Below are 20,597 nucleotides of genomic sequence, written 5' to 3' on the forward strand. Positions count from 1 at the left end.
CACCAAGGAAACAGCGACGGCGAGAAAGGACGAGGCATGGACGAACACCAAAAGCCCACGTCCGAACGCCATGTGCCGGTCCTGCGGGACCGGTGCATCAATTTGTTGGCACCCGGATTCGAGGCGGCACGCCTCCGCGGCGAAACTCCCGTGGCCATTGATGCCACCCTGGGCATGGGCGGCCATTCAGAAGCCATGCTCCAGCGTTTCCCGGACCTGCACCTCATCGGCATCGACCGGGATGAGGAAGCCCTGGCACTTGCCGGTGAGCGACTGGCACCGTTCGCAGCACGGACCGACCTGGTCCATGCCGTTTATGACGAAATCCCGGACGTGCTGGCGGACCTCGGCGTCTCCGAAGTGCACGGCATCCTCATGGACCTGGGTGTTTCGTCCCTGCAGCTGGATGAACGCGAACGTGGGTTCGCCTACTCCTTCGACGCGCCGCTGGACATGCGCATGGACACCAGCCGCGGCCAGACGGCCGCGGACGTGGTGAACACCTACAGCGAAGAGGAACTGGTCAGGATCATCCGTAAGTGGGGCGAAGAGAAATTCGCCGGCCGGATCGCCAACAGGATTGTTGCAGCCCGCGCCGTGAAACCCTTCAGCACCACCGGTGAACTGGTGGAGCAAATCCGCTCCGTGGTTCCTGCCTCTGCAGCCAAAACGGGCGGCCACCCTGCCAAACGGACCTTCCAGGCGCTGCGGATCGAGGTCAATGAGGAACTCGACGTCCTGGAACGTGCGGTACCCGCCGCCGTCGACTCCTTGGCCATGGGCGGCAGGATCGTCGTCATGTCCTACCACTCCCTGGAAGACAAAATCGTCAAAGGCGTCCTGCAGGGCCGGTCCAAATCCTCAGCTCCGCTCGGGTTCCCGGTGGAGCTGGAAGAGCACAAACCCGAACTGAAAACCCTCACCAAGGGCACCGAGGTGCCCACCGCCGTCGAAATCGCCGAGAACCCGCGCGCTGCGTCAGCAAGGCTGCGCGCTGCGGAAAGAATCAGAGCCAGGAGAGCTGCATGAGCACCGCTGCCGTCAAGAACTTTCCCGTCGCTTCCGGCAGTTCGACGGCCGCCAGCAGCCTTCCGGCTCGTACCCCCGGCGACAGGCGGAAGGGCCGCACCCCCCTGTCCGTGGTCCGGACCGTACCCCGCAAGCGCCGGGCACCCTTCGTGGTGCTGTGCTTTGCCATGCTGGCCGTCGCCCTGATCGCCGTGCTGGTGTTGAACATCTCCGTCTCCACGGCGCAGTACCAGCTGGTGGAACTCCGGGCCAAACAAAGCACCCTGACCAAGCAGAACCAGGATCTCACCCAGCAGGTGCAGAACTTTGAAGCACCCCAGAACCTGGCCGCGAAAGCGTCCGAACTGGGAATGGTTGCCTCCACTGTCAAGGGCCAGATCGACCTCTCCACCCTGTCCGTCACGGGCAAGGCGACGCCGGCAGTCAAGGGCGGCTCCGAGGGTGCCGTTATTCCGGCGCCCGCCGTGGCGGGACAGCTGATCGTGGTGCCGCCGGCCACCAAGGGAGAACCGCTGGAAAGCCGCAAACCGGCGGAGTCACCCGCGGCCGCCGCCCCTGGTGCTGCAGCCTCGGATGCCGCGGGGTCCATTGCAGCCAACCCTGGCGCTGGGGCTCCGGCTGCTCCTTCAGAGATTCCCGCGGCGGCCGCAGCGGCCGCCCCTGCCGTGGAGCTTCACGGCGGCTCCGTTCCCGCACCTGAACAGAAGGTCCCCGGGCAGTAACAGGCACGTCTGACAGGCAACAGGGTCAAGCAGCAAGGGATATCACGGTGGCGCAGAGGACCGGCAAGGCAGCAAACGGAAAGGTACCCAACGCCACCAAGCGCTTGCGCCTGGGACTGGGCATCATGCTGACGCTCCTGCTGGTGGTGGGCGGCAAACTGTTCCTGGTCCAGGGACTGGATGTAGGCGGCATGGCAGAAGCTGCGCTCAACAGCCGCATGAAGCAGACAGTCCTCCCCGCCGAGCGGGGGAGCATCCTGGACTCCCGCGGGACGGTCCTGGCCAACAGCGTTATCCGCTACAACGTGGTGGTGGACCAGAGGGTAAATACCAAGACCGGGACCTTCAAGCGCCTGGACGAATCCAAGGAGAAGCTGGTCGATGTCAGCCGGGAGCAGGGCCTGACGGAACTGGCTGCGGCGCTTGGGATGGAAAAAGACGCCATCCGCGAGGCGGTAACCGGGCAGCAGCCCTACTACATCGTGGCCAAGGACGTGAAACCGGACGTCGAGGACCGCATCTCCCAGCTCCAGATTCCCGGCATCGTTACCGAGGGCGTGAGCAAGCGGGTATACCCCAACGGTTCCGTTGCCGGCGGCATCATTGGCTTCCTGCAGGACGGTGCCACCGGCCAGGCAGGGATTGAGCAGACCCAGGACGAACTCCTGAAGGGTGCAGACGGCAAGCGGCTCTTTGAAATCGGCGCGGACGGACTCCGCATCCCCGTGGGCGTGGATGAACTGACGCCGCCGCAGGACGGCAAGGACGTCAAGCTCACCCTCAACTCCGATTTGCAGTACTTCGCCCAGCAGGCCATCCAAAGCCAGTCGGACAAGCTGGGCGCCGAATGGGGCGTCATTATCGTCATGGACGCCAAGACCGGAGACCTGTTGGCCATGGCGGACACCAACGCCCCGGACCCGAATGATCCGGGCCGGGTGGCGGCCAAGGACCGCGGGGTCCGCTCCGTCACCGCAGCCTATGAGCCGGGCTCGGTACAAAAAATGATGACGGTTGCCGCGCTCATCGAAGAGGGCAAGGCCAGCCCGCTCGATGCATTCACCTTGGGCCCCACCTACACCGTGGACGGCCAGACGTTCAGTGACTCCTTCGCCCACGGCACGGAGGAACGGACCCTCGCCGGCATCCTGGGCTCCTCCATGAACACCGGCACCGTCATGGCCGGCCAGCGCCTGAGCAAGGAAGAACGCTACGAGTGGCTGAAGAAGTTCGGTATCGGCGAAGCCCCTGACATTGGCCTGCCCGCCACCGCCTCCGGCATCCTGACCCCCTGGGAGCAGTGGGACGGGCGCCAGGAATACACGGTCCTGTTCGGCCAGGGTGTGTCGCAATCCACCCTGCAGACTGTGCGGGCGTTCCAGTCCATCGCCAACAACGGCGTGATGCTCCAGCCCCGGCTCATCGACTCCTACATTTCGGCCGACGGAACCGAGGAAAAGGTGCCGGCGGCAGAACCACGGCAAATTGTCTCCGGGGAGACGGCCCAGCAGGTCCAGGACATCCTCGAGAGCGCCGTCACGGAGGGCGGGATCAAGGACGCGGGGATCGATGGCTACCGGGTGGGTGCCAAGACCGGCACCTCCGAATCACCGTGTGATGACGGCAAGTCAGGATTCTGCGGCTACACCGCTTCACTGGTGGGCATGGCACCGATGGATGATCCGCGGTTTATTGTTGAGGTGGTACTCCAGCGGCCCAAGGGCAGCATCTACGGGATTACCAACGGGCCGGTGTTCCGGTCGGTCATGAGCCAGGCACTGCGGACCTACAACGTCCAGCCGTCCACGGGCGAACCGGCCAGACTGGCCCAGTTCGCCAAGTAACACCGGCAGCGGCCGCTGCAGCCCACGGCTGCGGCGGCCCATCCACGCCGCGCACGGTCCACTAGCAACATCGGAGATCCCTTGTCAGAGTTCAACCCGTCCGACCACAGCCCCGCCCCGGAGGAACCAGGCCCGCAAGGCCAGGGCAGCCAGGCCCGCTTCCGCCCGTCGGCTGTGGAGGCTGTCCGGCTGGACAGCATTGGCGAGGCCATCGGCGTCGTTGTTCCCGGTGCGTCCGCTGACGTGGCCGTGACCGGTATTTCGTTGAACTCCCGCACCGTGGAGCGCGGAGACCTGTACGTCGCCCTTCCCGGCGCCGTCCGGCACGGGGCCGACTTCGCTGCCCAGGCCATTGAAGCGGGGGCGGCGGCCATACTGACGGACGACGCCGGAGCCCGGCTCCTGGCCTTGTCCTCCGATACGGCGGTGCCCGTCCTGGTGGTTGGGGCGCCGCGCAACGTGGTGGGGCCGCTGTCTGCCATGATCTACCGCAGCAACAGCACGGAGGGCACGCCGCTGCAGATGTTCGGGGTGACAGGCACCAACGGCAAGACCACCACCACCTACTTCATTACCTCGCTGCTGCGGTCCCTGGGTAAAAAGACCGGCCTGATTGGAACCATTGAAATCCTTGCCGGCGGGAGTCCCGTGCCCAGCCTGCTCACCACGCCGGAGTCCCCGGACGTGCACGGCCTGCTGGCACTGATGCGCGAGAACGGCCTGACGGCGGCAGCGATGGAAGTGTCCTCCCATGCCATTTCCTACCAGCGGGTGGACGGCGTGACGTTCGATGTCGCCGGCTTCACGAACCTCACGCAGGACCACCTGGACCTGCACCACACCATGGAGGACTACTTCGCCACCAAGGCGGAGCTTTTCACGCCCGCACGTGCGCGGAAAGCCGTAGTGACTGTCGACGACGAGTGGGGCCGCCGCCTGGCAGGCGCCGCCGCCGTACCGGTCATCACCCTCAGCACCTCCGCGCAGCACCCCGGGGACTGGACAGTCACGGAAACGGCGGCCCGTGGCCTCGGCACGGAATTCACGCTCCGCGGGCCGGGAGGCACCAGGCTGCGGGTCCATACGGGACTGCCTGGGACCTTCAACGTGGCCAATGCAGCACTGGCCGCTGTCATGGTGCTGGCAGGCGGCGTGGACGCTGCCACCCTCCAGGCCGCACTGGATGCGGAAGACCCCTTCACCGTGGCAGTTCCGGGGCGGATGCAGCTGGTGTCCGAACAGCCCGCAGCGGTGGTGGACTTTGCCCATAACACCGACGCACTTGCCCGGGCGCTGGAAGCTGTCCGTTCCCCGGAACCCGGGTCGCGGCTGATCGTGGTGTTCGGCGCCACAGGGCAGCGCGACCAGGGCAAGCGCCCCGCCATGGGCGCCATAGCTGCCCGGCTCGCAGACACCGTCATCGTCACCGACGACGATCCGCACGACGAGGATGCTGCCGCCATCCGCGCCGACGTTCTCGCCGGGGCGCGGGAAGCCAAGGCAAGGGATTCCCTGCCCTGCATCCTGGAGGAGGTCTTCCCCCGGGATAAGGCCATCCAGCGCGCCGTGGAACTGGCCCGCCCCGAGGACACCATCCTGGTGGCGGGGCGCGGCCACGAGGTGTGGCAGGAAGTAAAAGGTGTCAACCTCGCCCTGGACGACAGGGTGGAGCTGCGCAGCGCCTTGACAGCCAGGGGATTCAACGTTCTCCAAGACGACCGGATAGAGTCCTAGACCGAGATGATTGCATTTACTGCGGCGGAAATCGCCGACATCACCAATGGGCGCCTGGACGCCGAGCCCGGGATCACGCCTCTTTCGGTGGTCACGGATTCCCGCGAAGCCACGCAGGGATCGCTCTACGTGGCAAAACCCGGCGAGAACGCCGACGGCCACGATTTCGTGGGCTCCGCGTTCGCCGCCGGGGCAACCCTGGCGCTCGTGGAGCACCCCGTCCTGTCGCCGGACGGCACCCCCTACCCGTCTGTCCTGGTTCCCGACGCGGTACTGGCCATGGGGAAGCTGGCCGCAGAGTCCGTCCGCCGGATCCGCGCGGCCCGGGCCGAAACCAACGATGAACTGACAGTCATCGGCATCACAGGCTCGGCCGGAAAGACCACCACCAAGGACCTGCTGGCCGGCATCCTGTCCGCGCACGGCACCACTGTGGCTCCCAAGGGTTCGTACAACGGCGAGATCGGCGTGCCGCTCACGGTCTTCACGGCCGGAACCGACACCCGGTACCTGGTCATCGAAATGGGCGCCACCGGCATCGGGCACATCAGCTACCTGGTTGACATGGTCAAGCCCGACATCGGCGTGGTGCTGGCCGTCGGAACAGCACATGCCGGCGAGTTCGGGGGAGTGGAAAACATTGCCCAGGCCAAGGGCGAACTCGTGGAAGGCCTGGCAGCCTCCGGAACCGCCATCATCAACCTCGACGACGAGCGGGTAGCGGCCATGCAGGCACGCACCTCCGCCTCCGTCCTCGGATTCACCGCCGAAGGGCGCCCGGGCGCAGCCGTACAGGCGCTCAATGCAGACACCAACGCGGAGGGGAACCCTGAATTCGACCTCCTCCTTCCCGGCGGGGATACACCGCACCACGTCAGCAGCCGGCTGATCGGAGCCCACCACACCGGCAACCTGCTCGCCGCGGCGGCAGCCGCGTGGGCCGCAGGGGTCAGCGGCGAGGACATCGCCGCCGCCCTCAGCAGCCAGGCCGCCGCCAGCCGGTGGCGCATGGAGCGCACCGAGCGGGCGGACGGCGTCACCATCATCAACGACGCCTACAACGCCAATCCCGAATCGATGCGTGCCGCGCTGCGCACACTCGCGGACCTGGGCCAGGGCAGGCGCACGTGGGCCGTCCTGGGAGCCATGCTGGAACTCGGCGAAGACTCCATCCGCGAACACACGGCAGTGGGAACACAGGTAGTCCGGCTGAACATCTCCAGGCTGGTGGTGGTGGGCAGGGAAGCCCGGGCCCTCTACGTGTCGGCCGTCCAGGAAGGCTCCTGGGGGGACGAATGCATCTTTGCGGAGGACGCCGAGGAAGCCTATGAACTGCTCAGCGCTGAACTCGAACCGGGGGACCTGGTGCTGTTCAAGTCCTCCAACAGCGTGGGGCTTCGCCACTTGGGCGATCGGATAGCATTACCCCCACAATCCCCGCAGCCCGCCGATGAAAGGAGCACTCTGCTGTGATTGCACTTTTGATCGGCGCCGGTTTGGCCCTCCTCTTCGCCCTGGTGGGCACGCCCTTATTCATCCGGCTCCTGGTCCGTCGCGGCTACGGCCAGTTCATCCGCGACGACGGCCCCACCTCGCACCACACCAAGCGGGGAACGCCCACCATGGGCGGGACCGTGGTGGTGGCAGCCGTCCTCCTGAGCTACGGCCTGACCCACCTCATCATGATGATGGTCAACCCCGATTCACCCGGTCCTTCCGCGTCAGCGATGATCCTGCTGTTCCTGATGGTCGGAATGGGACTCGTGGGTTTCCTTGACGACTTCATCAAGATCTCGCGGCAGCGCAGCCTGGGGCTCAACGCCAAGGCCAAGCTCATCCTGCAGGCGGCCGTGGGCATCATCTTCGCGGTGCTTGCCCTGAACTTTCCGGACGAGGACGGCCTCTCGCCGGCCTCCACCAAGATTTCCCTGGTCCGCGACCTGCCCTGGCTTGACCTGGCCTTCGGCGGAACCGTGCTGGGAGCCATCCTCTTTGTGATCTGGTCCAACCTGATCGTTACGGCAGCAACCAACGGGGTGAACCTCACGGACGGCCTGGACGGGCTCGCGGCGGGTGCCTCGGTGATGGTTTTCGGTGCCTATACGCTCATGGGCATATGGCAGAGCAACCAGGCCTGCGGATCACCACGCGAGGCAGGCAGCGGCTGCTACACCGTCAGGGATCCCCTGGACCTGGCCCTCCTGGCTGCCATCATGAGCGCGGCCCTGGTGGGATTCCTGTGGTGGAATACCTCGCCTGCCAAGATCTTCATGGGCGATACCGGTTCCCTCGCCATCGGCGGCGCCATCGCAGGATTCGCCATTCTTTCCAGGACGGAGCTGCTGCTGGGAATCATCGGCGGGCTTTTCGTCCTGATCACGCTGTCCGTGATCATCCAGGTGGGCTACTTCAAAGCCACCGGAGGCAAGCGCGTGTTCAAGATGGCACCGCTGCAGCACCACTTCGAACTCAAGGGGTGGGCTGAAGTGACGGTAGTGGTCCGCTTCTGGATCCTGGGCGGGCTTTTCGTGGCCGTGGGCCTGGGAATTTTCTACGCCGAATGGGTTGTGCTGCTGTGACCGTTTCCCCCCGCCTCCAGAACCTCGTCAGCTGGGACTCCGACTGGGCCGGACTGCGGGTCGCGGTCACGGGCATCGGCGTCTCCGGCTTCGCCGCCGCCGACACCCTGATCGAACTCGGCGCGCGGGTGGTGGGTGGTGGATGCCGCCACCACCGACACCGCAAGGGCCCACGCGGACACGCTCAAGATCGTGGGCGCCGCCGACGTCCTGCTGGGAGAGGACGCCGTCACCCGGCTGCCAAGGATCGACGGCGGACTGCCGGAGCTGATCGTCACTTCGCCCGGCTGGCGCCCGGACCAGGCCCTGCTTGCCGCTGCCGCCCGGGCCCACATCCCTGTCTGGGGAGACGTGGAGCTCGCCTGGCGGGTCCGCGTCCGCGAGGGCCGCAAAACCGCCGACTGGCTTGCCATCACGGGAACCAACGGAAAAACCACCACGGTGGGGCTCACCGAGTCGATGTTGCGCGCCGCCGGACTGAAGGCCATTGCCGTGGGCAACGTGGGGACTCCCATCCTGGACGCCATCCGGGATCCGGTTGAGTACGACGTCTTCGCCGTCGAGCTCTCCAGCTTCCAGCTGCACTGGTCCGAATCCCTCTCGCCGGTGGCCAGCGTGTGCCTGAACATCGCCGAGGACCATGTGGACTGGCACGGCTCCTACGACTCCTACGTGGCTGACAAGGCCAAGGTGTACGAACGCACCCAAAAGGCTTGCCTCTACAACGCAGAGCAGATCGAAACAGAGCGGATGGTGGAGAACGCCGACGTCGTGGAAGGATGCCGTGCGATCGGCTTCACCACCCTCACGCCCGCCATCAGCATGCTGGGCGTGGTGGAAGGACTGCTGGTGGACCGGGCCTTCATCGAGGAGCGCAAGGACAGCGCAGCCGAACTGGCCTCCATGCGTGACCTCGGCGCCCTCGCACCGCGGCACATGGTGGCCAATGCGCTGGCCGCCGCCGGCCTGGTCCGTGCCTACGGCGTGGAACCCAAAGCGGTGCGGCAGGGGATCCAGGACTACATTCCCGGAGACCACCGCATCCAGCCGGTGGCCCGCCACAACGGCGTGCTCTGGGTGAACGATTCCAAAGCGACCAACCCGCACGCGGCATCGGCGTCGCTTGCCGCCTTCAAGGACATCGTCTGGATCGCCGGCGGCCTCTCCAAAGGCGTCACGTACGACGACCTGGTCCGCGAGCACTCCCATCGGCTCAAGGCGGTGGTGCTGCTCGGAGCCGACACCTCCCCGCTGGCAGGCGCCCTCCAGCGACACGCGCCCGATGTCCCGGTGATCGTGCCGGTGCCGGGTGAAACTGAACAGGTGCAGACTGCTGCAACAGATGGTGCCATCACCGCCGGTTCACCCCTTGCCGGGAAACCGGCCATGTCCCGGGCAGTTGCGTCAGCAGCCCAGCTGGCCGCCCCCGGCGATACTGTGCTGATGGCTCCGGCAGCTGCTTCCATGGATCAGTTCTCTTCCTACGCTCATCGTGGTGACACCTTCATCGAAGCTGTCCGCGAGCTGGTGGAAGGGCAGGCCCAGACCGGCGAGGAGTAACAATGGTCAGCACGCCTACACGCCCGCCAGGCCAGCAGCAGGCGGGCAAGCCGCGTCCCGGCTCCTCTGCCTTGCCGGCCAGCCCCCCGGCGACCCTCCCCACCCGCCTGAAGGCCGCTTACCGGACATTCTGGGAGGCGCTCGAAGGAACCGGAACGTCAAAGAACGGCTCCACCTACTACCTCATCCTGGGTTCCACCCTGGCTTTGACGGCGATCGGCATCATGATGGTCCTCTCGGCCTCGAGCGTGGAATCCATTGCTGCCGGCAAGTCGCCCTACGGCGATGCGATGAAGCAGGGGCTCTTTGCCGCCATTGGCATCTTCACCATGTTCGTGCTGTCCCGCGTCAACGTGGTGTGGCTTAAGCGCCTCGCCTGGTTGGCGATCATCGCCGCCGTGGTCCTCCTCGGCCTGGTGCAGATCGTGGGCGCCGAGGTCAACGGCAACAAGAACTGGATCGACCTGGGCGGCATCACGTTCCAGCCGTCCGAGGCGTCCAAGCTGGCACTCGCGCTCTGGATGGCCACCGTCCTGGCCAGGAAGGGCAAGTTGCTCAGCCGCTGGCAGCACGTCGCCATTCCTGCCGTCCCCATGGCGATCATCATCGTGGGCCTGGTCCTGATCGGAAACGACCTTGGAACGGCCATGATCATCATGATGATCACGGCTGCCGCGCTGTTCTTTGCCGGGGCACCGCTCTACCTCTTCGGTATCGCGGGCATGGCAGCGGCCGCCGGGACGGCCGTCATGGCCATCACGAGTTCAAACCGGATGTGCCGCATCACCTCCTGGTGGACAGGAGAGTCCTGCGCCGACGGCATCGACGCCAACTACCAGGCCACGAACGGCCTCTACGGCCTCGCCTCCGGCGGGTGGTTCGGCGTGGGACTCGGACAAAGCCGGCAAAAATACAGTTGGATCCCGGAAGCCCACAACGACTTCATCTTCGCCATCATCGGCGAGGAACTCGGCCTGGTGGGAACCGTCGTCGTACTTATCCTTTTCGCCATCCTCGGCGCCGCGATCTACCGCGTGGTGGTGGCGCAGGAAGACATGTTCCACCGGGTGCTGGCCGGCACCATCATGGTGTGGCTGCTCGGGCAGGCGACCGTGAACATGTCCGTGGTGACCGGCCTGATGCCGGTGATCGGTGTGCCCCTGCCCTTCATTTCCTACGGCGGCTCGGCCCTGCTCATGTCGCTCTGCGCCATCGGGGTGGTGCTCTCACTGGCCCGGGAGCAGATGGCCCCGGCCATCCGGCCGAAGCGAATGCTCAAGTTCAAGGCCAACCCGGCGCGGAAAAGCGCGAACCGGAAGAAGACTGCAAGAAAGCGTGCCTAGCCCTCCATGACTTCCACCACCCCATCCATCGTCCTGGCAGGCGGCGGGACCGCTGGACATATCAGTCCGCTCCTCGCCATTGCCGCTGCCGTGCGCAGAGCGTCCCCGCAGGCGGCGATCCTCGCCGTCGGGACACCCTCCGGTATGGAAACCAGGCTGGTTCCCGCCGCGGGCGTCGAACTCGCCACCATCGACCGCGTGCCGTTCCCCAGGAAGCCCTCCGCCGACCTGCTCCGGCTTCCCGGCAGGCTCGCCGGCGCAGTCCGGCAGGCCGGAGCGATCCTGGACAAAGCGGCCGCGGACGTTGTGGTGGGTGTGGGCGGCTACGTGTGCACGCCCATCTACCTTGCCGCCCGCAAGCGCGGAATCCCTATCGTCATCCACGAGGCCAACGCCCGTCCAGGCCTGGCCAACCGGGTGGGCGCCTTCATGACCCGCCGTGTGGCCGTCGCCTTCGACAACACGCCGCTGCGCCACGCCGTCCATGTCGGCATGCCGATGCGTGCCGAGATTGCCGGCCTGGACAGGGCCGCTGCGCGGACCGGCGCCCGGCAGGCGCTTGGACTGGATCCTGACAGGCCGGTGCTGATCGTCACCGGGGGATCCTCGGGTGCCCAGAGCATCAACCGGACTGTCGCCGCGGCGGTCGGACAACTCGCCGGCGCCGGCATCCAGACACTGCACATCACCGGGCGCGGAAAAACGGTCCTTGACGACGCCGGCAATCCACTGGTGGCCGACGGCTACCGGCAGGTGGAGTACATCGACGGCATGGAACTTGCCTACGCGGCGGCGGACGTGCTGCTGGCCCGCTCCGGTGCCGCCACTGTGTGCGAAGTGGCCGCCGTCGGTGTTCCCGCTGTCCTGGTGCCGCTGCCCATCGGCAACGGCGAGCAGGCCCTCAACGCCGCCGGACTGGTTGCTGCCGGGGGCGCCTTGCTGGTGAACGACCGGGACTTCACCTCCGAATGGGTGGACAGGGAACTGGTTCCACTGGTCACTGACCAGCCCCGGCTCGCCGCGATGGCGGCCAATTCCTACCGGCTGGGTATCCGAAACGCCGATCAGCGCATGGCTGATCTCATCCTGGAAGCGGTAGCAGCATGAACCACGCCAGTATCCCCACCCTTGAATCACTGGGACGGGTCCACTTCGTGGGCATCGGCGGGGTGGGCATGTCCGCCGTCGCCAGGATCATGGTGGCGCGCGGTGTGCCGGTGAGCGGATCAGATGCCAAAGACCTCCCCGTCATGGCGGAGCTCGCAGCGGCCGGTGCGCGCATCGCTGTCGGATATGCCGCGGCGAACCTGGGCGACGCCCAGACTGTTGTGGCAGGCTCAGCCATCCGCCCGGACAACCCCGAGCTCGTTGCCGCCCGGGAGGCAGGCCTGCCGGTCCTGCACCGCTCCCAGGCACTGGCAGCCACCATGGGCGGGGACACCGTGGTGACAGTGGCCGGAACCCACGGCAAGTCCACCACCACCTCCATGGTCACCATCCTGCTCCAGGGAGCAGGACTGGATCCCTCCTTCGCGATCGGCGCGAACGTTCCCGCACTCGGCGTCAACGCCGCCCATGGCACTTCCGGGATCTTCGTGGCAGAGGCCGACGAATCCGACGGCTCGTTCCTGAACTACCGCCCGCGGATTGCCGTGGTGACCAATGTTGAACCGGACCACCTGGACCATTACGGCACCGCGGAGGCCGTGTATGAGTCCTTCGACCGGTTCACCGGGCTTCTTCCCGCTGACGGCCTGCTGGTGGCCTGCGCTGACGACGCCGGCGCGCTGGCCCTCGCCGAAAGGACCCGGAAACGGGGCAACACGCGCGTGCTCCTCTACGGAACCTCCGCGGAGGCGGACCTGGTGCTGCACGACGGCGGTCCCGGTGACACAGCGGTCTCCACTCCGTCGGGGCGTTATCCCCTTGCCCTGCAGGTACCGGGCCGGCACAACGCCCTGAACGCCGCCGCCGCCTTCGCCGTCGCCCTTGAACTGGGAGTTGATCCCGGTGCGGCCGCAGCGGCGCTGGCACACTTCTCCGGCGCCTCCCGGCGCTTTGAGCTCAAAGGCGAAGCGCGTGGCGTTCGCGTGTTCGACGACTACGCCCACCATCCGACGGAAGTCCGGGCCGCCCTCGCCGCGGCCCGCTCGGTGGCCGGCGGCCACAAGGTCCACGTCCTGTTCCAGCCCCACCTGTTCTCCCGCACGCGCGAGTTTGCGCAGGAGTTCGCCGACGCGCTCAACCTCGCCGATACCGCCCTGGTGCTCGACATCTACCCTGCCCGCGAGGATCCCATCCCGGGTGTGACCAGCCAGCTCATCGCAGACCACCTGGGTGGGGGAGGGCGCCTGGTGGCAGCAGCGGATGCCGTTGCCGCGCTGGCGGCCGCTGCGGCGGAAGGGGACATCGTGCTGACGGCAGGTGCAGGGGACGTCACGGCCTACGGGCCGCAGATCGTCGAGGCGCTGCGTGGCTAGCACCCGCCGACCCACATACACCTCCACCGGCCGGACCGGCGGGCACGGCCCGCACGGCACCGGACGGCCGGACGCGGCTGGTGAAGACGCCGTCATCTCGGCATCCCGGAGTGTTCCGGAACCGGAGACGCAGAAGCCCGGGAAGGCCGGGAAAACCAGGAAAGCCGGGGTGCCGCTGCTTGGCAGGGGACGGAAGGCGGAACAGCCGGCAGATTCCGCGGCCAATGTGCTGGCATTCCCGGAACCGAAGGGCAAACGGCGGAAGCGGACCGTGCTGACAGTTGCTGCAACGCTTCTTGCCATAGTGGCAGCGCTGCTGGCCGGAGCCATTTTTTCGCCAGTCCTTGCTGTGGACACCATTGCCGTGTCGGGCACGCGGTTGCTGACCCCGGCCCAGGTGGAAGCCGCACTTGAGCCGCTGCGGGGAAAGCCGCTTCCGCAAATCACGGATGAAGAGGTGGGCCGCCTCCTGGAACCGCTGGTCCAGGTCAAATCGGTGTCTGCGGAGGCGAGGCCCCCCTCCGGCCTTGCCGTGGAAGTCCGGGAACGCGTCCCGGTGGCCCTGGTCAAGCAGGGGGAGCAGTACCAACTGGTGGACGTCGAGGGAGTCCAGCTGGCCTCGACGGCGGACCCGGCGTCCGTATCGCTGCCCGTCATCGATGGCGGCGCCGGCACCATCGGGCAGGACCTCTTCCGCGCCACGGCCGCCGTCCTTGGCGCGCTGCCGGCAGACGTGCTCGCCAAGCTTTCAAACGCCTCCGCCCAGTCCGTGGACGCGGTGGAACTCAAGCTCGTGGACGGCCAGACCATCATCTGGGGCAACGCGGGCGAGAAGGAACTCAAGGCTAAGGTGCTGGCAGCACTCCTGAAGGTTCCCGCGGATCCGAAGAACCCGGTCAGGGTCTACGACGTCAGCGTGCCACGGCACCCGGTGACCCGCTGAGCGCTTTCTTTCCGGTATTAATCCGACACGCGGAGCCGGTTATTGAATGTGCGAACCAGAGGAAATACCGTCACAGACATGAGTTACTTGACATAACTATAACCTTCAACTCGAACGTTAAGGTTAGAAGCTTCAAGCTCTCCATCAGTTTTCGCAATAAGACACGAACAAGGGACACGTAACGTGGCAGCTCCGCAGAATTACTTGGCCGTCATCAAAGTCGTCGGCATCGGCGGCGGTGGCGTGAACGCAGTCAACCGCATGATCGAGGTCGGCCTCCGAGGTGTCGAATTCATCGCCATCAATACCGACGCCCAGGCCTTGCTCATGAGCGACGCGGACGTGAAACTCGACGTCGGACGCGAGCTGACCCGCGGTCTTGGCGCCGGCGCCAACCCCGAGGTGGGAAAGCAGGCAGCCGAGGACCACGCGGACGAGATCGAAGAAGTCCTGCGCGGCGCTGACATGGTCTTCGTGACCGCAGGCGAAGGCGGTGGAACGGGTACCGGCGGAGCTCCCGTGGTCGCCCGCATCGCGCGGTCGCTGGGCGCGCTGACCATTGGCGTGGTCACCCGCCCGTTCACGTTCGAGGGCCGCCGCCGTGCAGGTTCCGCCGAGGCAGGCATCGACGCCCTCCGCGACGAAGTGGACACACTGATCGTGATCCCCAACGACCGACTCCTGTCCATCAGCGACCGCAACGTCTCCGTCCTGGACGCGTTCCGCTCCGCCGACCAGGTCCTGCTGTCCGGTGTCCAGGGCATCACCGACCTGATCACCACCCCCGGCCTGATCAACCTGGACTTCGCCGACGTCAAGTCCGTCATGCAGGGTGCGGGTTCCGCGCTTATGGGCATCGGCTCTGCACGTGGTGAGGACCGGGCGGTCAAGGCCGCCGAACTCGCGATCGCCTCGCCGCTCCTGGAAGCCTCCATCGACGGCGCCCACGGTGTCCTGCTGTCCATCCAGGGCGGCTCAGACCTTGGCCTGTTCGAGATCAACGAAGCTGCGCGCCTGGTCCAGGAAGTGGCCCACCCCGAGGCGAACATCATCTTCGGCGCCGTGATCGACGACGCCCTTGGCGACGAGGCCCGCGTGACCGTCATCGCCGCCGGCTTTGACGATGTCAAGGCCACCTCGCCGTCCATGGACCAGTCCCAGCCCCAGGTGGCGCCCCAGCGGCCTGCCGCACCGGCTGCTGCCCCCGCCCCTTCCCAGGCTCCCTCCTCCGGCAACCACCAGGTGAACGTGCAGCCCGTCCACGCGGGCGTGGGTGCCGCAGGGTTGAGCAACTGGGGACAGCAGCGTCCGTCCGCAGTCCCGGCCGACTCCGGCTTCGACGTGGACCTGCCCTCCGTGGTGGAGCCCGACCTGACCGGCAGCCACTCGGACGACCTGGATGTCCCCGACTTCCTGAAGTAGGCCGGGGCTTGTTCCACTGGCGCGCCGAGATTCTTCCCGGAGTTTCGGCGGCGTTCACTGACAGCAGCGCCGGAAACCTGGCCCTGCATGTAGGAGACAACCCGGGTGAGGTAGGGCACCGCCGTGAACAGCTCGAAGCTGCCATGGGGGTGGGGACGGGCAGCCTGAGGTTCATGAACCAGGTGCATGGAACCAACGTGACCGTCCTGGACCAGGGAAGTGGGACGCCGGAGGCTGACGGCATCGTGTCGCGCGGCCTCCCGCTCGCTGTCATGGTTGCGGACTGCATTCCCGTCCTGCTGGCCGGAAACTCGGCGGACGGGCCGGTCCTGGCGGCCGTCCACGCAGGGCGGCCGGGCGTTGCCGGCGGCGTTATTCCGGCAGCGCTGGAAACGATGAAGTCCCTTGGTGCCACTGGAGTACGTGCCTGGCTGGGCCCCTCCATCTGCGGGAGCTGCTACGAGGTACCGCCAGCCCTCCGGGACGAGGTGGCCGGCGCTGTACCTGCCGCCTGGTCCACCACATCCTGGGGTACTCCCGGGCTGGACCTGCCGGCCGGCGCGCGCAGCCAGCTTGAGCAGGCCGGGGTCCCCGTGGAATACGCCGGGCCCTGCACGCTGGAGACGGACTCGCTCTACTCCTACCGCCGCGCCAAGGACACCGGACGTTTTGCCGGTTTGGTCTGGTGCCATGAGTGATCACCTCAACGGCGACGCACGAACGGCGGAGCTGGCCGGGCGGCTGACCGCCGTCCAGGGCCGCATCAGTTCAGCTGCCGCAGCCGCCGGGCGGGTGGGCCCGCTGCCGACACTGATCGTGGTCACCAAGTTCCATCCTGCCGGGGACATCCGCCGGCTGGCGTCGCTGGGCGTGACGGACGTGGGCGAGAACAGGGACCAGGAGGCCGCAGCGAAGGCCGAACTCCTGGCTGACTGCGGACTTACCTGGCACTTCGTGGGCCAGCTGCAAACCAAGAAGGCCAAATCGGTGGCTCGCTATGCTTCGGCTGTCCACTCGGTGGACCGGCTGCAGCTGGTGGAAGCGCTGGCGAAGGCCGTCCAGAAGGAGCAGGAGCGTACCGGGCGGGCGCCTCTGGACTGCTTCATCCAGGTCAGTTTGGAGGACGACGCCGGCACGCACCGCGGCGGCGCAATGCCGGCGGAGGTGCCGCTCCTGGCGGATGCGATAGCCGCCGCCGAAGGCCTGCGCCTGGCGGGCGTCATGGCCGTTGCCCCGCTGGGCGCCCCGCCGGAGCCCGCCTTTGAAAAACTTGCCGGCGTCTCCGCACAGCTGGTCGCGCAGCATCCCGCAGCCACGGCCATCTCCGCCGGCATGAGCCAGGACCTCGAAGCTGCCATAGCCTTTGGGGCGACACACCTGCGAATCGGTTCCGATATTCTCGGATCACGTCCCGCCGTGGGGTAGCGTCGGTCCTATTGGAAGTGATGGGCGGGGGACTCCAGTGCTGTCAAGTCATTGGGCGGCCCGCTTACGGGACACGATTAGGAGTCGACCATGGCCGGCGCTCTGCGCAAGACAATGATCTATCTTGGGCTCGCCGACGGCGATGAGCATTACGAGCCCGAGCAACAGACCACACGTAAGGATGAGGACGAAACGATGGAAGCTGACCGCGAGGAGCGCCGTGCACCTGCACCCGTCCGCGAGGTAAGCCGCGAAGCGTCCTACACCCCCGAAGAGGAATACCGCGCGCCAGTGACCCCCATCAAACGTGCGGCCTCGAGCCGCGAAGAAACCAGCGGCCTCCGCCAGATCACCACCATCCACCCCCGCTCCTACAACGACGCCAAGCTCATCGGCGAGAGTTTCCGGGATGGCATTCCGGTGATCATGAACGTCACTGACATGGGCGAGGCTGACGCCAAGCGCCTGGTGGATTTCTCGGCAGGCCTTGTCTTCGGACTCCGGGGGAGCATCGAGAGGGTGACCAACAAGGTGTTCCTGCTGTCGCCGTCGTACGTTGAAGTCATCGGCGATGACAAGAAGGCCAGTGAAACGCAGGCCAGCTTCTTCAACCAAAGCTGAACATCACGCTGTACGCAGATGCCAGGCAGGGACACCTGCCTGGCATCTGTGCTGAAATAGACGGGACACATCGGCAGGACGCCGGGTACGTACATGGACATGGAGATATGAAATAAGTCATGGGAATCGCTTTCGGACTTGTCTATCTCGCTTTGCTCCTGTTCTTTGTTGCCCTCATCATCCGGCTGGTATTCGACTGGGTGCAGATGTTCGCCCGGGAATGGCGGCCACGGGGCGTCGCGCTGGTGGTGGCCCATGCCGTGTACTCGATCACCGACCCGCCACTTAAGGTGCTGCGCAGGATGATCCCGCCCCTTCGTCTGGGCGGCATCTCGCTGGACCTCGGATTCCTGATCCTGTTCATCGCCGTCAGCATCGCGATGAGCGTCACCAGGGGCCTGGCCTCCTGATCGCCCGAAATAGACCTAGCAGCGCAGGGCGGACCCTTCCGGGAACAGTTACTGCAAAGCGAAGAAAACTCGCGTTTGACACCGCAGTGTTGAATTAGAGTAACCAGACCAAATTTAGGTACCGTAGTTTTGACGGCCGGAAGGCCTACTGACTAACTAGACCAGTGAGGTGACCAGATGGCTTTGACGCCAGAAGACGTTGTCAACAAGCGCTTTCAGCCGACCAAGTTCCGTGAGGGCTACGACCAGGACGAAGTTGATGACTTCCTGGACGAGATCGTTGTGGAGCTCCGCCGCCTGAACCAGGAGAACGACGAACTTCGCAAGAAGCTCGCCGAAGCCGGGTCCAGCGTTCCTGCCAGCTCGGCTTCCGCTCCCGTAGTGGAGAAGGTTCCCGCGCCCGCCAAGGCAGACAAGGACGAGGCACGCGAAAAGGCTGAGGCTGAGGCCAAGGCCGCCGAAGCGGCAAAGAAGAAGGACATCCAGCCGGCCGCCCCCGCGGCTGCAGCCCCCGTCGCCGCCACGCCGTCCGCAGCAACGCCTTCCGCCGAATCCGCTGCCGGCCTGCTGGCCATGGCCCAGCAGATGCACGACCGCCACGTCGCTGACGGCCAGGCACAGAAGGACAAGATCATCGCTGAGGCGCAGATCGAAGCCAGCAGCCTGGTCAACGACGCGCAGGAGAAGTCCCGCAAGATCCTTGGCGCCCTCGAGCAGCAGCGCTCCGTCCTGGAACGCAAGGTGGAGCAGCTCCGCGGCTTCGAACGCGATTACCGTTCACGCCTGAAGGCCTACATCGAAGGCCAGCTCCGCGACCTGGACGCCCGCGGTTCAGTGGCCACCCCTGAGGTCAGCGAAGCCAACTAGTCTGTCAAGCACGTATTCTGAAAGCCGGTGGCTGAGGATTCCTCGGCCACCGGCTTTTGGCATGAACTCCCGGTTTTACGAATGAAAGCACCATGACTGACGAACTTGCTGCGGACTCCGCACGCCCTGTCCCACCATCCCCGCGTCCGCGCCGGGCTGTGCTGATGTCCGTGTTTGCGGGGTTCGCACTTTTCGCCTATGTCCTGGACCAGCTTACAAAGCTGTGGGTAACCTCCTCCATGGTGGAAGGCGAGCGGATCCCCGTGATCCCGCCCCTGCTGCACTGGTACTTCATCCGGAATTCCGGTGCCGCATTTTCCATTGGCGAGAACGTGACCTGGGTGTTTTCCATCATCATGGCCGCCGTTGCCATCGCCATCCTTTTCCAGGTCCGCAAGCTGGGTTCGGTGTGGTGGTCCCTGGCGCTGGGCCTGCTCCTGGGCGGAGCACTGGGCAACCTTACCGACCGCCTGTTCCGGGAGCCGTCCTTCGGGATGGGGCACGTGGTGGACTTTATCCAGCTCCCCAACTTTGCGATTTTCAATATCGCCGACTCAGCGGTGGTCTCCGCCGTGGCCATCATCTGCATCCTGACCCTTCGCGGCATAACGCTGGACGGGAGCCGGCTTACGTCCGAACCCAAGGAGAAGCCCAAGGAGAAGCCCAAGGATGCCTGAGCGCATGGTTGTCACGGAGGAATTCGGGGGAGCGCGGGCCGACGCCGGCCTGGCAGCGCTCCTGGGTGTCTCACGTTCCGTCGCTGCGTCCCTCCTGGCAGAGGGCCACGTGCTCGCCAAGGGAAAGCCGCTGGGAAAGTCGGCAAAACTGGTGGCGGGAGACGTCCTCCAGGTCAGTATGCCGGAACGGCGGGACCCGCTGGAAGTCGTGGAGGAAGTTGTGGAAGGCCTGAAGATCCTGCTGGACGACGAGGATTTCGCCGTCGTGGACAAGCCCGTTGGCGTCGCCGCCCACCCGTCGCCAGGCTGGGTGGGCCCAACCGTGGTGGGCGGTCTCGCCGGCGCCGGATACCGCATCTCCACGTCCGGCTCGCCGGAGCGGGCAGGCATCGTGCACAGGCTTGACGTGGGTACGTCGGGCGTCATGGTGGTGGCCAAGTCCGAGCGGGCCTATACCGCCCTCAAGCGCGCCTTTAAGGAACGCAGCGTGGACAAGGTTTACCACGCTGTGGTGCAGGGCCTCCCCGATCCGGTGGTGGGCACCATCGACGCACCTATCGGCCGGCATCCCGGACATGACTGGCGCTTCGCCGTCATCGAAGACGGCCGCCCTTCCATCACCCACTACGAGGTGCTGGAGGCCTTCGGCAAGGCGAGCCTGGTGGAAGTCCATTTGGAGACCGGCCGAACCCACCAGATCCGGGTCCACTTTTCGGCGCTGCGGCACCCCTGCGCCGGCGACCTCACCTACGGTGCGGATCCCCGCCTCGCCGCCACCCTTGGGCTGACGCGGCAGTGGCTGCACGCCCGGGAACTGGGATTCGACCATCCTGTGACGGGGGAACGCGTCCGGGTCACCAGCGACTACCCGCAGGACCTTGCGTTCGCTTTGGAAGTGCTCGCGTCCGGGCAGGCCTAGCGGCGTGCCAGGCCGGGCACGC

Annotated in this window: 18 protein-coding genes and 1 pseudogene; all 19 read left to right on the forward strand. The window is 66.1% G+C overall.

The genetic code is table 11. The features are described from left to right. Nucleotides 1-36: 36 nt before the first annotated feature. Nucleotides 37-1,029: a 16S rRNA (cytosine(1402)-N(4))-methyltransferase RsmH gene (gene rsmH, locus ASPHE3_RS07620; RefSeq protein WP_013600646.1), complete on the forward strand. Its 993-nt coding sequence runs from the start codon at nt 37-39 to the stop codon at nt 1,027-1,029. After that, nucleotides 1,026-1,751 (forward strand): hypothetical protein, encoded by a 726-nt coding sequence (locus ASPHE3_RS07625; protein ID WP_013600647.1) that lies wholly within the window; start codon nt 1,026-1,028, stop codon nt 1,749-1,751. Before rsmH ends, ASPHE3_RS07625 begins: the two co-directional genes overlap by 4 nt. Nucleotides 1,752-1,798: 47 nt before the next feature. After that, nucleotides 1,799-3,595, forward strand: a complete 1,797-nt coding sequence (locus ASPHE3_RS07630) for a peptidoglycan D,D-transpeptidase FtsI family protein (protein WP_013600648.1) — start codon at nt 1,799-1,801, stop codon at nt 3,593-3,595. A gap of 81 nt (nt 3,596-3,676) precedes the next feature. Then, nucleotides 3,677-5,329, forward strand: a complete 1,653-nt coding sequence (locus ASPHE3_RS07635) for a UDP-N-acetylmuramoyl-L-alanyl-D-glutamate--2,6-diaminopimelate ligase (RefSeq protein WP_013600649.1) — start codon at nt 3,677-3,679, stop codon at nt 5,327-5,329. A 6-nt stretch (nt 5,330-5,335) separates the two neighbouring features. Then, nucleotides 5,336-6,802 carry a UDP-N-acetylmuramoyl-tripeptide--D-alanyl-D-alanine ligase gene (locus ASPHE3_RS07640; protein WP_013600650.1) on the forward strand — a complete coding sequence of 489 codons (1,467 nt, stop codon included), beginning with the start codon at nt 5,336-5,338 and terminating at the stop codon, nt 6,800-6,802. Continuing rightward, a complete protein-coding gene (mraY, locus tag ASPHE3_RS07645) occupies nt 6,799-7,908 on the forward strand; it encodes a phospho-N-acetylmuramoyl-pentapeptide-transferase (RefSeq protein ID WP_013600651.1) in 1,110 nt (369 codons plus the stop codon). Before ASPHE3_RS07640 ends, mraY begins: the two co-directional genes overlap by 4 nt. Further along, a pseudogene (murD, locus tag ASPHE3_RS07650) lies at nt 7,890-9,468 on the forward strand (UDP-N-acetylmuramoyl-L-alanine--D-glutamate ligase). Before mraY ends, murD begins: the two are co-directional and overlap by 19 nt. A gap of 2 nt (nt 9,469-9,470) precedes the next feature. Further along, complete coding sequence (gene ftsW / locus ASPHE3_RS07655; protein WP_013600653.1) at nt 9,471-10,811, forward strand: putative lipid II flippase FtsW; 1,341 nt, start codon at nt 9,471-9,473, stop codon at nt 10,809-10,811. Nucleotides 10,812-10,817: 6 nt separating this feature from the next. Further along, nucleotides 10,818-11,918: an undecaprenyldiphospho-muramoylpentapeptide beta-N-acetylglucosaminyltransferase gene (gene murG, locus ASPHE3_RS07660; RefSeq protein ID WP_013600654.1), complete on the forward strand. Its 1,101-nt coding sequence runs from the start codon at nt 10,818-10,820 to the stop codon at nt 11,916-11,918. Then, complete coding sequence (murC, locus tag ASPHE3_RS07665; RefSeq protein ID WP_013600655.1) at nt 11,915-13,291, forward strand: UDP-N-acetylmuramate--L-alanine ligase; 1,377 nt, start codon at nt 11,915-11,917, stop codon at nt 13,289-13,291. The genes murG and murC overlap by 4 nt, the downstream gene beginning before the upstream one ends. After that, nucleotides 13,284-14,234, forward strand: a complete 951-nt coding sequence (locus ASPHE3_RS07670) for a cell division protein FtsQ/DivIB (RefSeq protein WP_013600656.1) — start codon at nt 13,284-13,286, stop codon at nt 14,232-14,234. Before murC ends, ASPHE3_RS07670 begins: the two co-directional genes overlap by 8 nt. 183 nt (nt 14,235-14,417) lie before the next feature. Beyond that, nucleotides 14,418-15,656, forward strand: coding sequence for a cell division protein FtsZ (gene ftsZ / locus ASPHE3_RS07675; protein WP_013600657.1), 1,239 nt, complete (start codon nt 14,418-14,420; stop codon nt 15,654-15,656). 8 nt (nt 15,657-15,664) lie between these two features. Beyond that, entirely contained in the window at nt 15,665-16,354 is a 690-nt protein-coding gene (locus ASPHE3_RS07680; protein ID WP_013600658.1) for a polyphenol oxidase family protein, read from the forward strand. Then, on the forward strand, nt 16,347-17,081 hold the full coding sequence (locus ASPHE3_RS07685) for a YggS family pyridoxal phosphate-dependent enzyme (protein ID WP_013600659.1): 735 nt from the start codon (nt 16,347-16,349) through the stop codon (nt 17,079-17,081). The genes ASPHE3_RS07680 and ASPHE3_RS07685 overlap by 8 nt, the downstream gene beginning before the upstream one ends. A 90-nt stretch (nt 17,082-17,171) precedes the next feature. Beyond that, on the forward strand, nt 17,172-17,702 hold the full coding sequence (locus ASPHE3_RS07690; RefSeq protein WP_013600660.1) for a cell division protein SepF: 531 nt from the start codon (nt 17,172-17,174) through the stop codon (nt 17,700-17,702). A 119-nt stretch (nt 17,703-17,821) separates the two neighbouring features. Then, nucleotides 17,822-18,112 (forward strand): YggT family protein, encoded by a 291-nt coding sequence (locus ASPHE3_RS07695; RefSeq protein WP_013600661.1) that lies wholly within the window; start codon nt 17,822-17,824, stop codon nt 18,110-18,112. 177 nt (nt 18,113-18,289) lie between these two features. Further along, a complete protein-coding gene (locus tag ASPHE3_RS07700; protein ID WP_013600662.1) occupies nt 18,290-18,979 on the forward strand; it encodes a DivIVA domain-containing protein in 690 nt (229 codons plus the stop codon). A gap of 92 nt (nt 18,980-19,071) precedes the next feature. Beyond that, on the forward strand, nt 19,072-19,656 hold the full coding sequence (gene lspA / locus ASPHE3_RS07705) for a signal peptidase II (protein WP_013600663.1): 585 nt from the start codon (nt 19,072-19,074) through the stop codon (nt 19,654-19,656). Next, nucleotides 19,649-20,575: an RluA family pseudouridine synthase gene (locus ASPHE3_RS07710; RefSeq protein ID WP_013600664.1), complete on the forward strand. Its 927-nt coding sequence runs from the start codon at nt 19,649-19,651 to the stop codon at nt 20,573-20,575. The genes lspA and ASPHE3_RS07710 overlap by 8 nt, the downstream gene beginning before the upstream one ends. Nucleotides 20,576-20,597: the final 22 nt, after the last annotated feature.

Origin of the sequence: Pseudarthrobacter phenanthrenivorans Sphe3, from assembly GCF_000189535.1 — a bacterium.
Classification (GTDB): Bacteria; Actinomycetota; Actinomycetes; order Actinomycetales; family Micrococcaceae; genus Arthrobacter; species Arthrobacter phenanthrenivorans.

Excerpts from the sequence above, each read along its gene's own strand:
- rsmH (WP_013600646.1), top strand. The coding sequence starts at position 37 with ATGGACGAACACCAAAAGCCCACGTCCGAACGCCATGTGCCGGTCCTG.
- ASPHE3_RS07625 (WP_013600647.1), top strand. The coding sequence starts at position 1,026 with ATGAGCACCGCTGCCGTCAAGAACTTTCCCGTCGCTTCCGGCAGTTCG.
- ASPHE3_RS07640 (WP_013600650.1), top strand. The coding sequence starts at position 5,336 with ATGATTGCATTTACTGCGGCGGAAATCGCCGACATCACCAATGGGCGC.
- ftsW (WP_013600653.1), top strand. The coding sequence starts at position 9,471 with ATGGTCAGCACGCCTACACGCCCGCCAGGCCAGCAGCAGGCGGGCAAG.
- murG (WP_013600654.1), top strand. The coding sequence starts at position 10,818 with ATGACTTCCACCACCCCATCCATCGTCCTGGCAGGCGGCGGGACCGCT.
- murC (WP_013600655.1), top strand. The coding sequence starts at position 11,915 with ATGAACCACGCCAGTATCCCCACCCTTGAATCACTGGGACGGGTCCAC.
- ASPHE3_RS07685 (WP_013600659.1), top strand. The coding sequence starts at position 16,347 with ATGAGTGATCACCTCAACGGCGACGCACGAACGGCGGAGCTGGCCGGG.
- ASPHE3_RS07690 (WP_013600660.1), top strand. The coding sequence starts at position 17,172 with ATGGCCGGCGCTCTGCGCAAGACAATGATCTATCTTGGGCTCGCCGAC.
- ASPHE3_RS07695 (WP_013600661.1), top strand. The coding sequence starts at position 17,822 with ATGGGAATCGCTTTCGGACTTGTCTATCTCGCTTTGCTCCTGTTCTTT.
- ASPHE3_RS07700 (WP_013600662.1), top strand. The coding sequence starts at position 18,290 with ATGGCTTTGACGCCAGAAGACGTTGTCAACAAGCGCTTTCAGCCGACC.
- lspA (WP_013600663.1), top strand. The coding sequence starts at position 19,072 with ATGACTGACGAACTTGCTGCGGACTCCGCACGCCCTGTCCCACCATCC.
- ASPHE3_RS07710 (WP_013600664.1), top strand. The coding sequence starts at position 19,649 with ATGCCTGAGCGCATGGTTGTCACGGAGGAATTCGGGGGAGCGCGGGCC.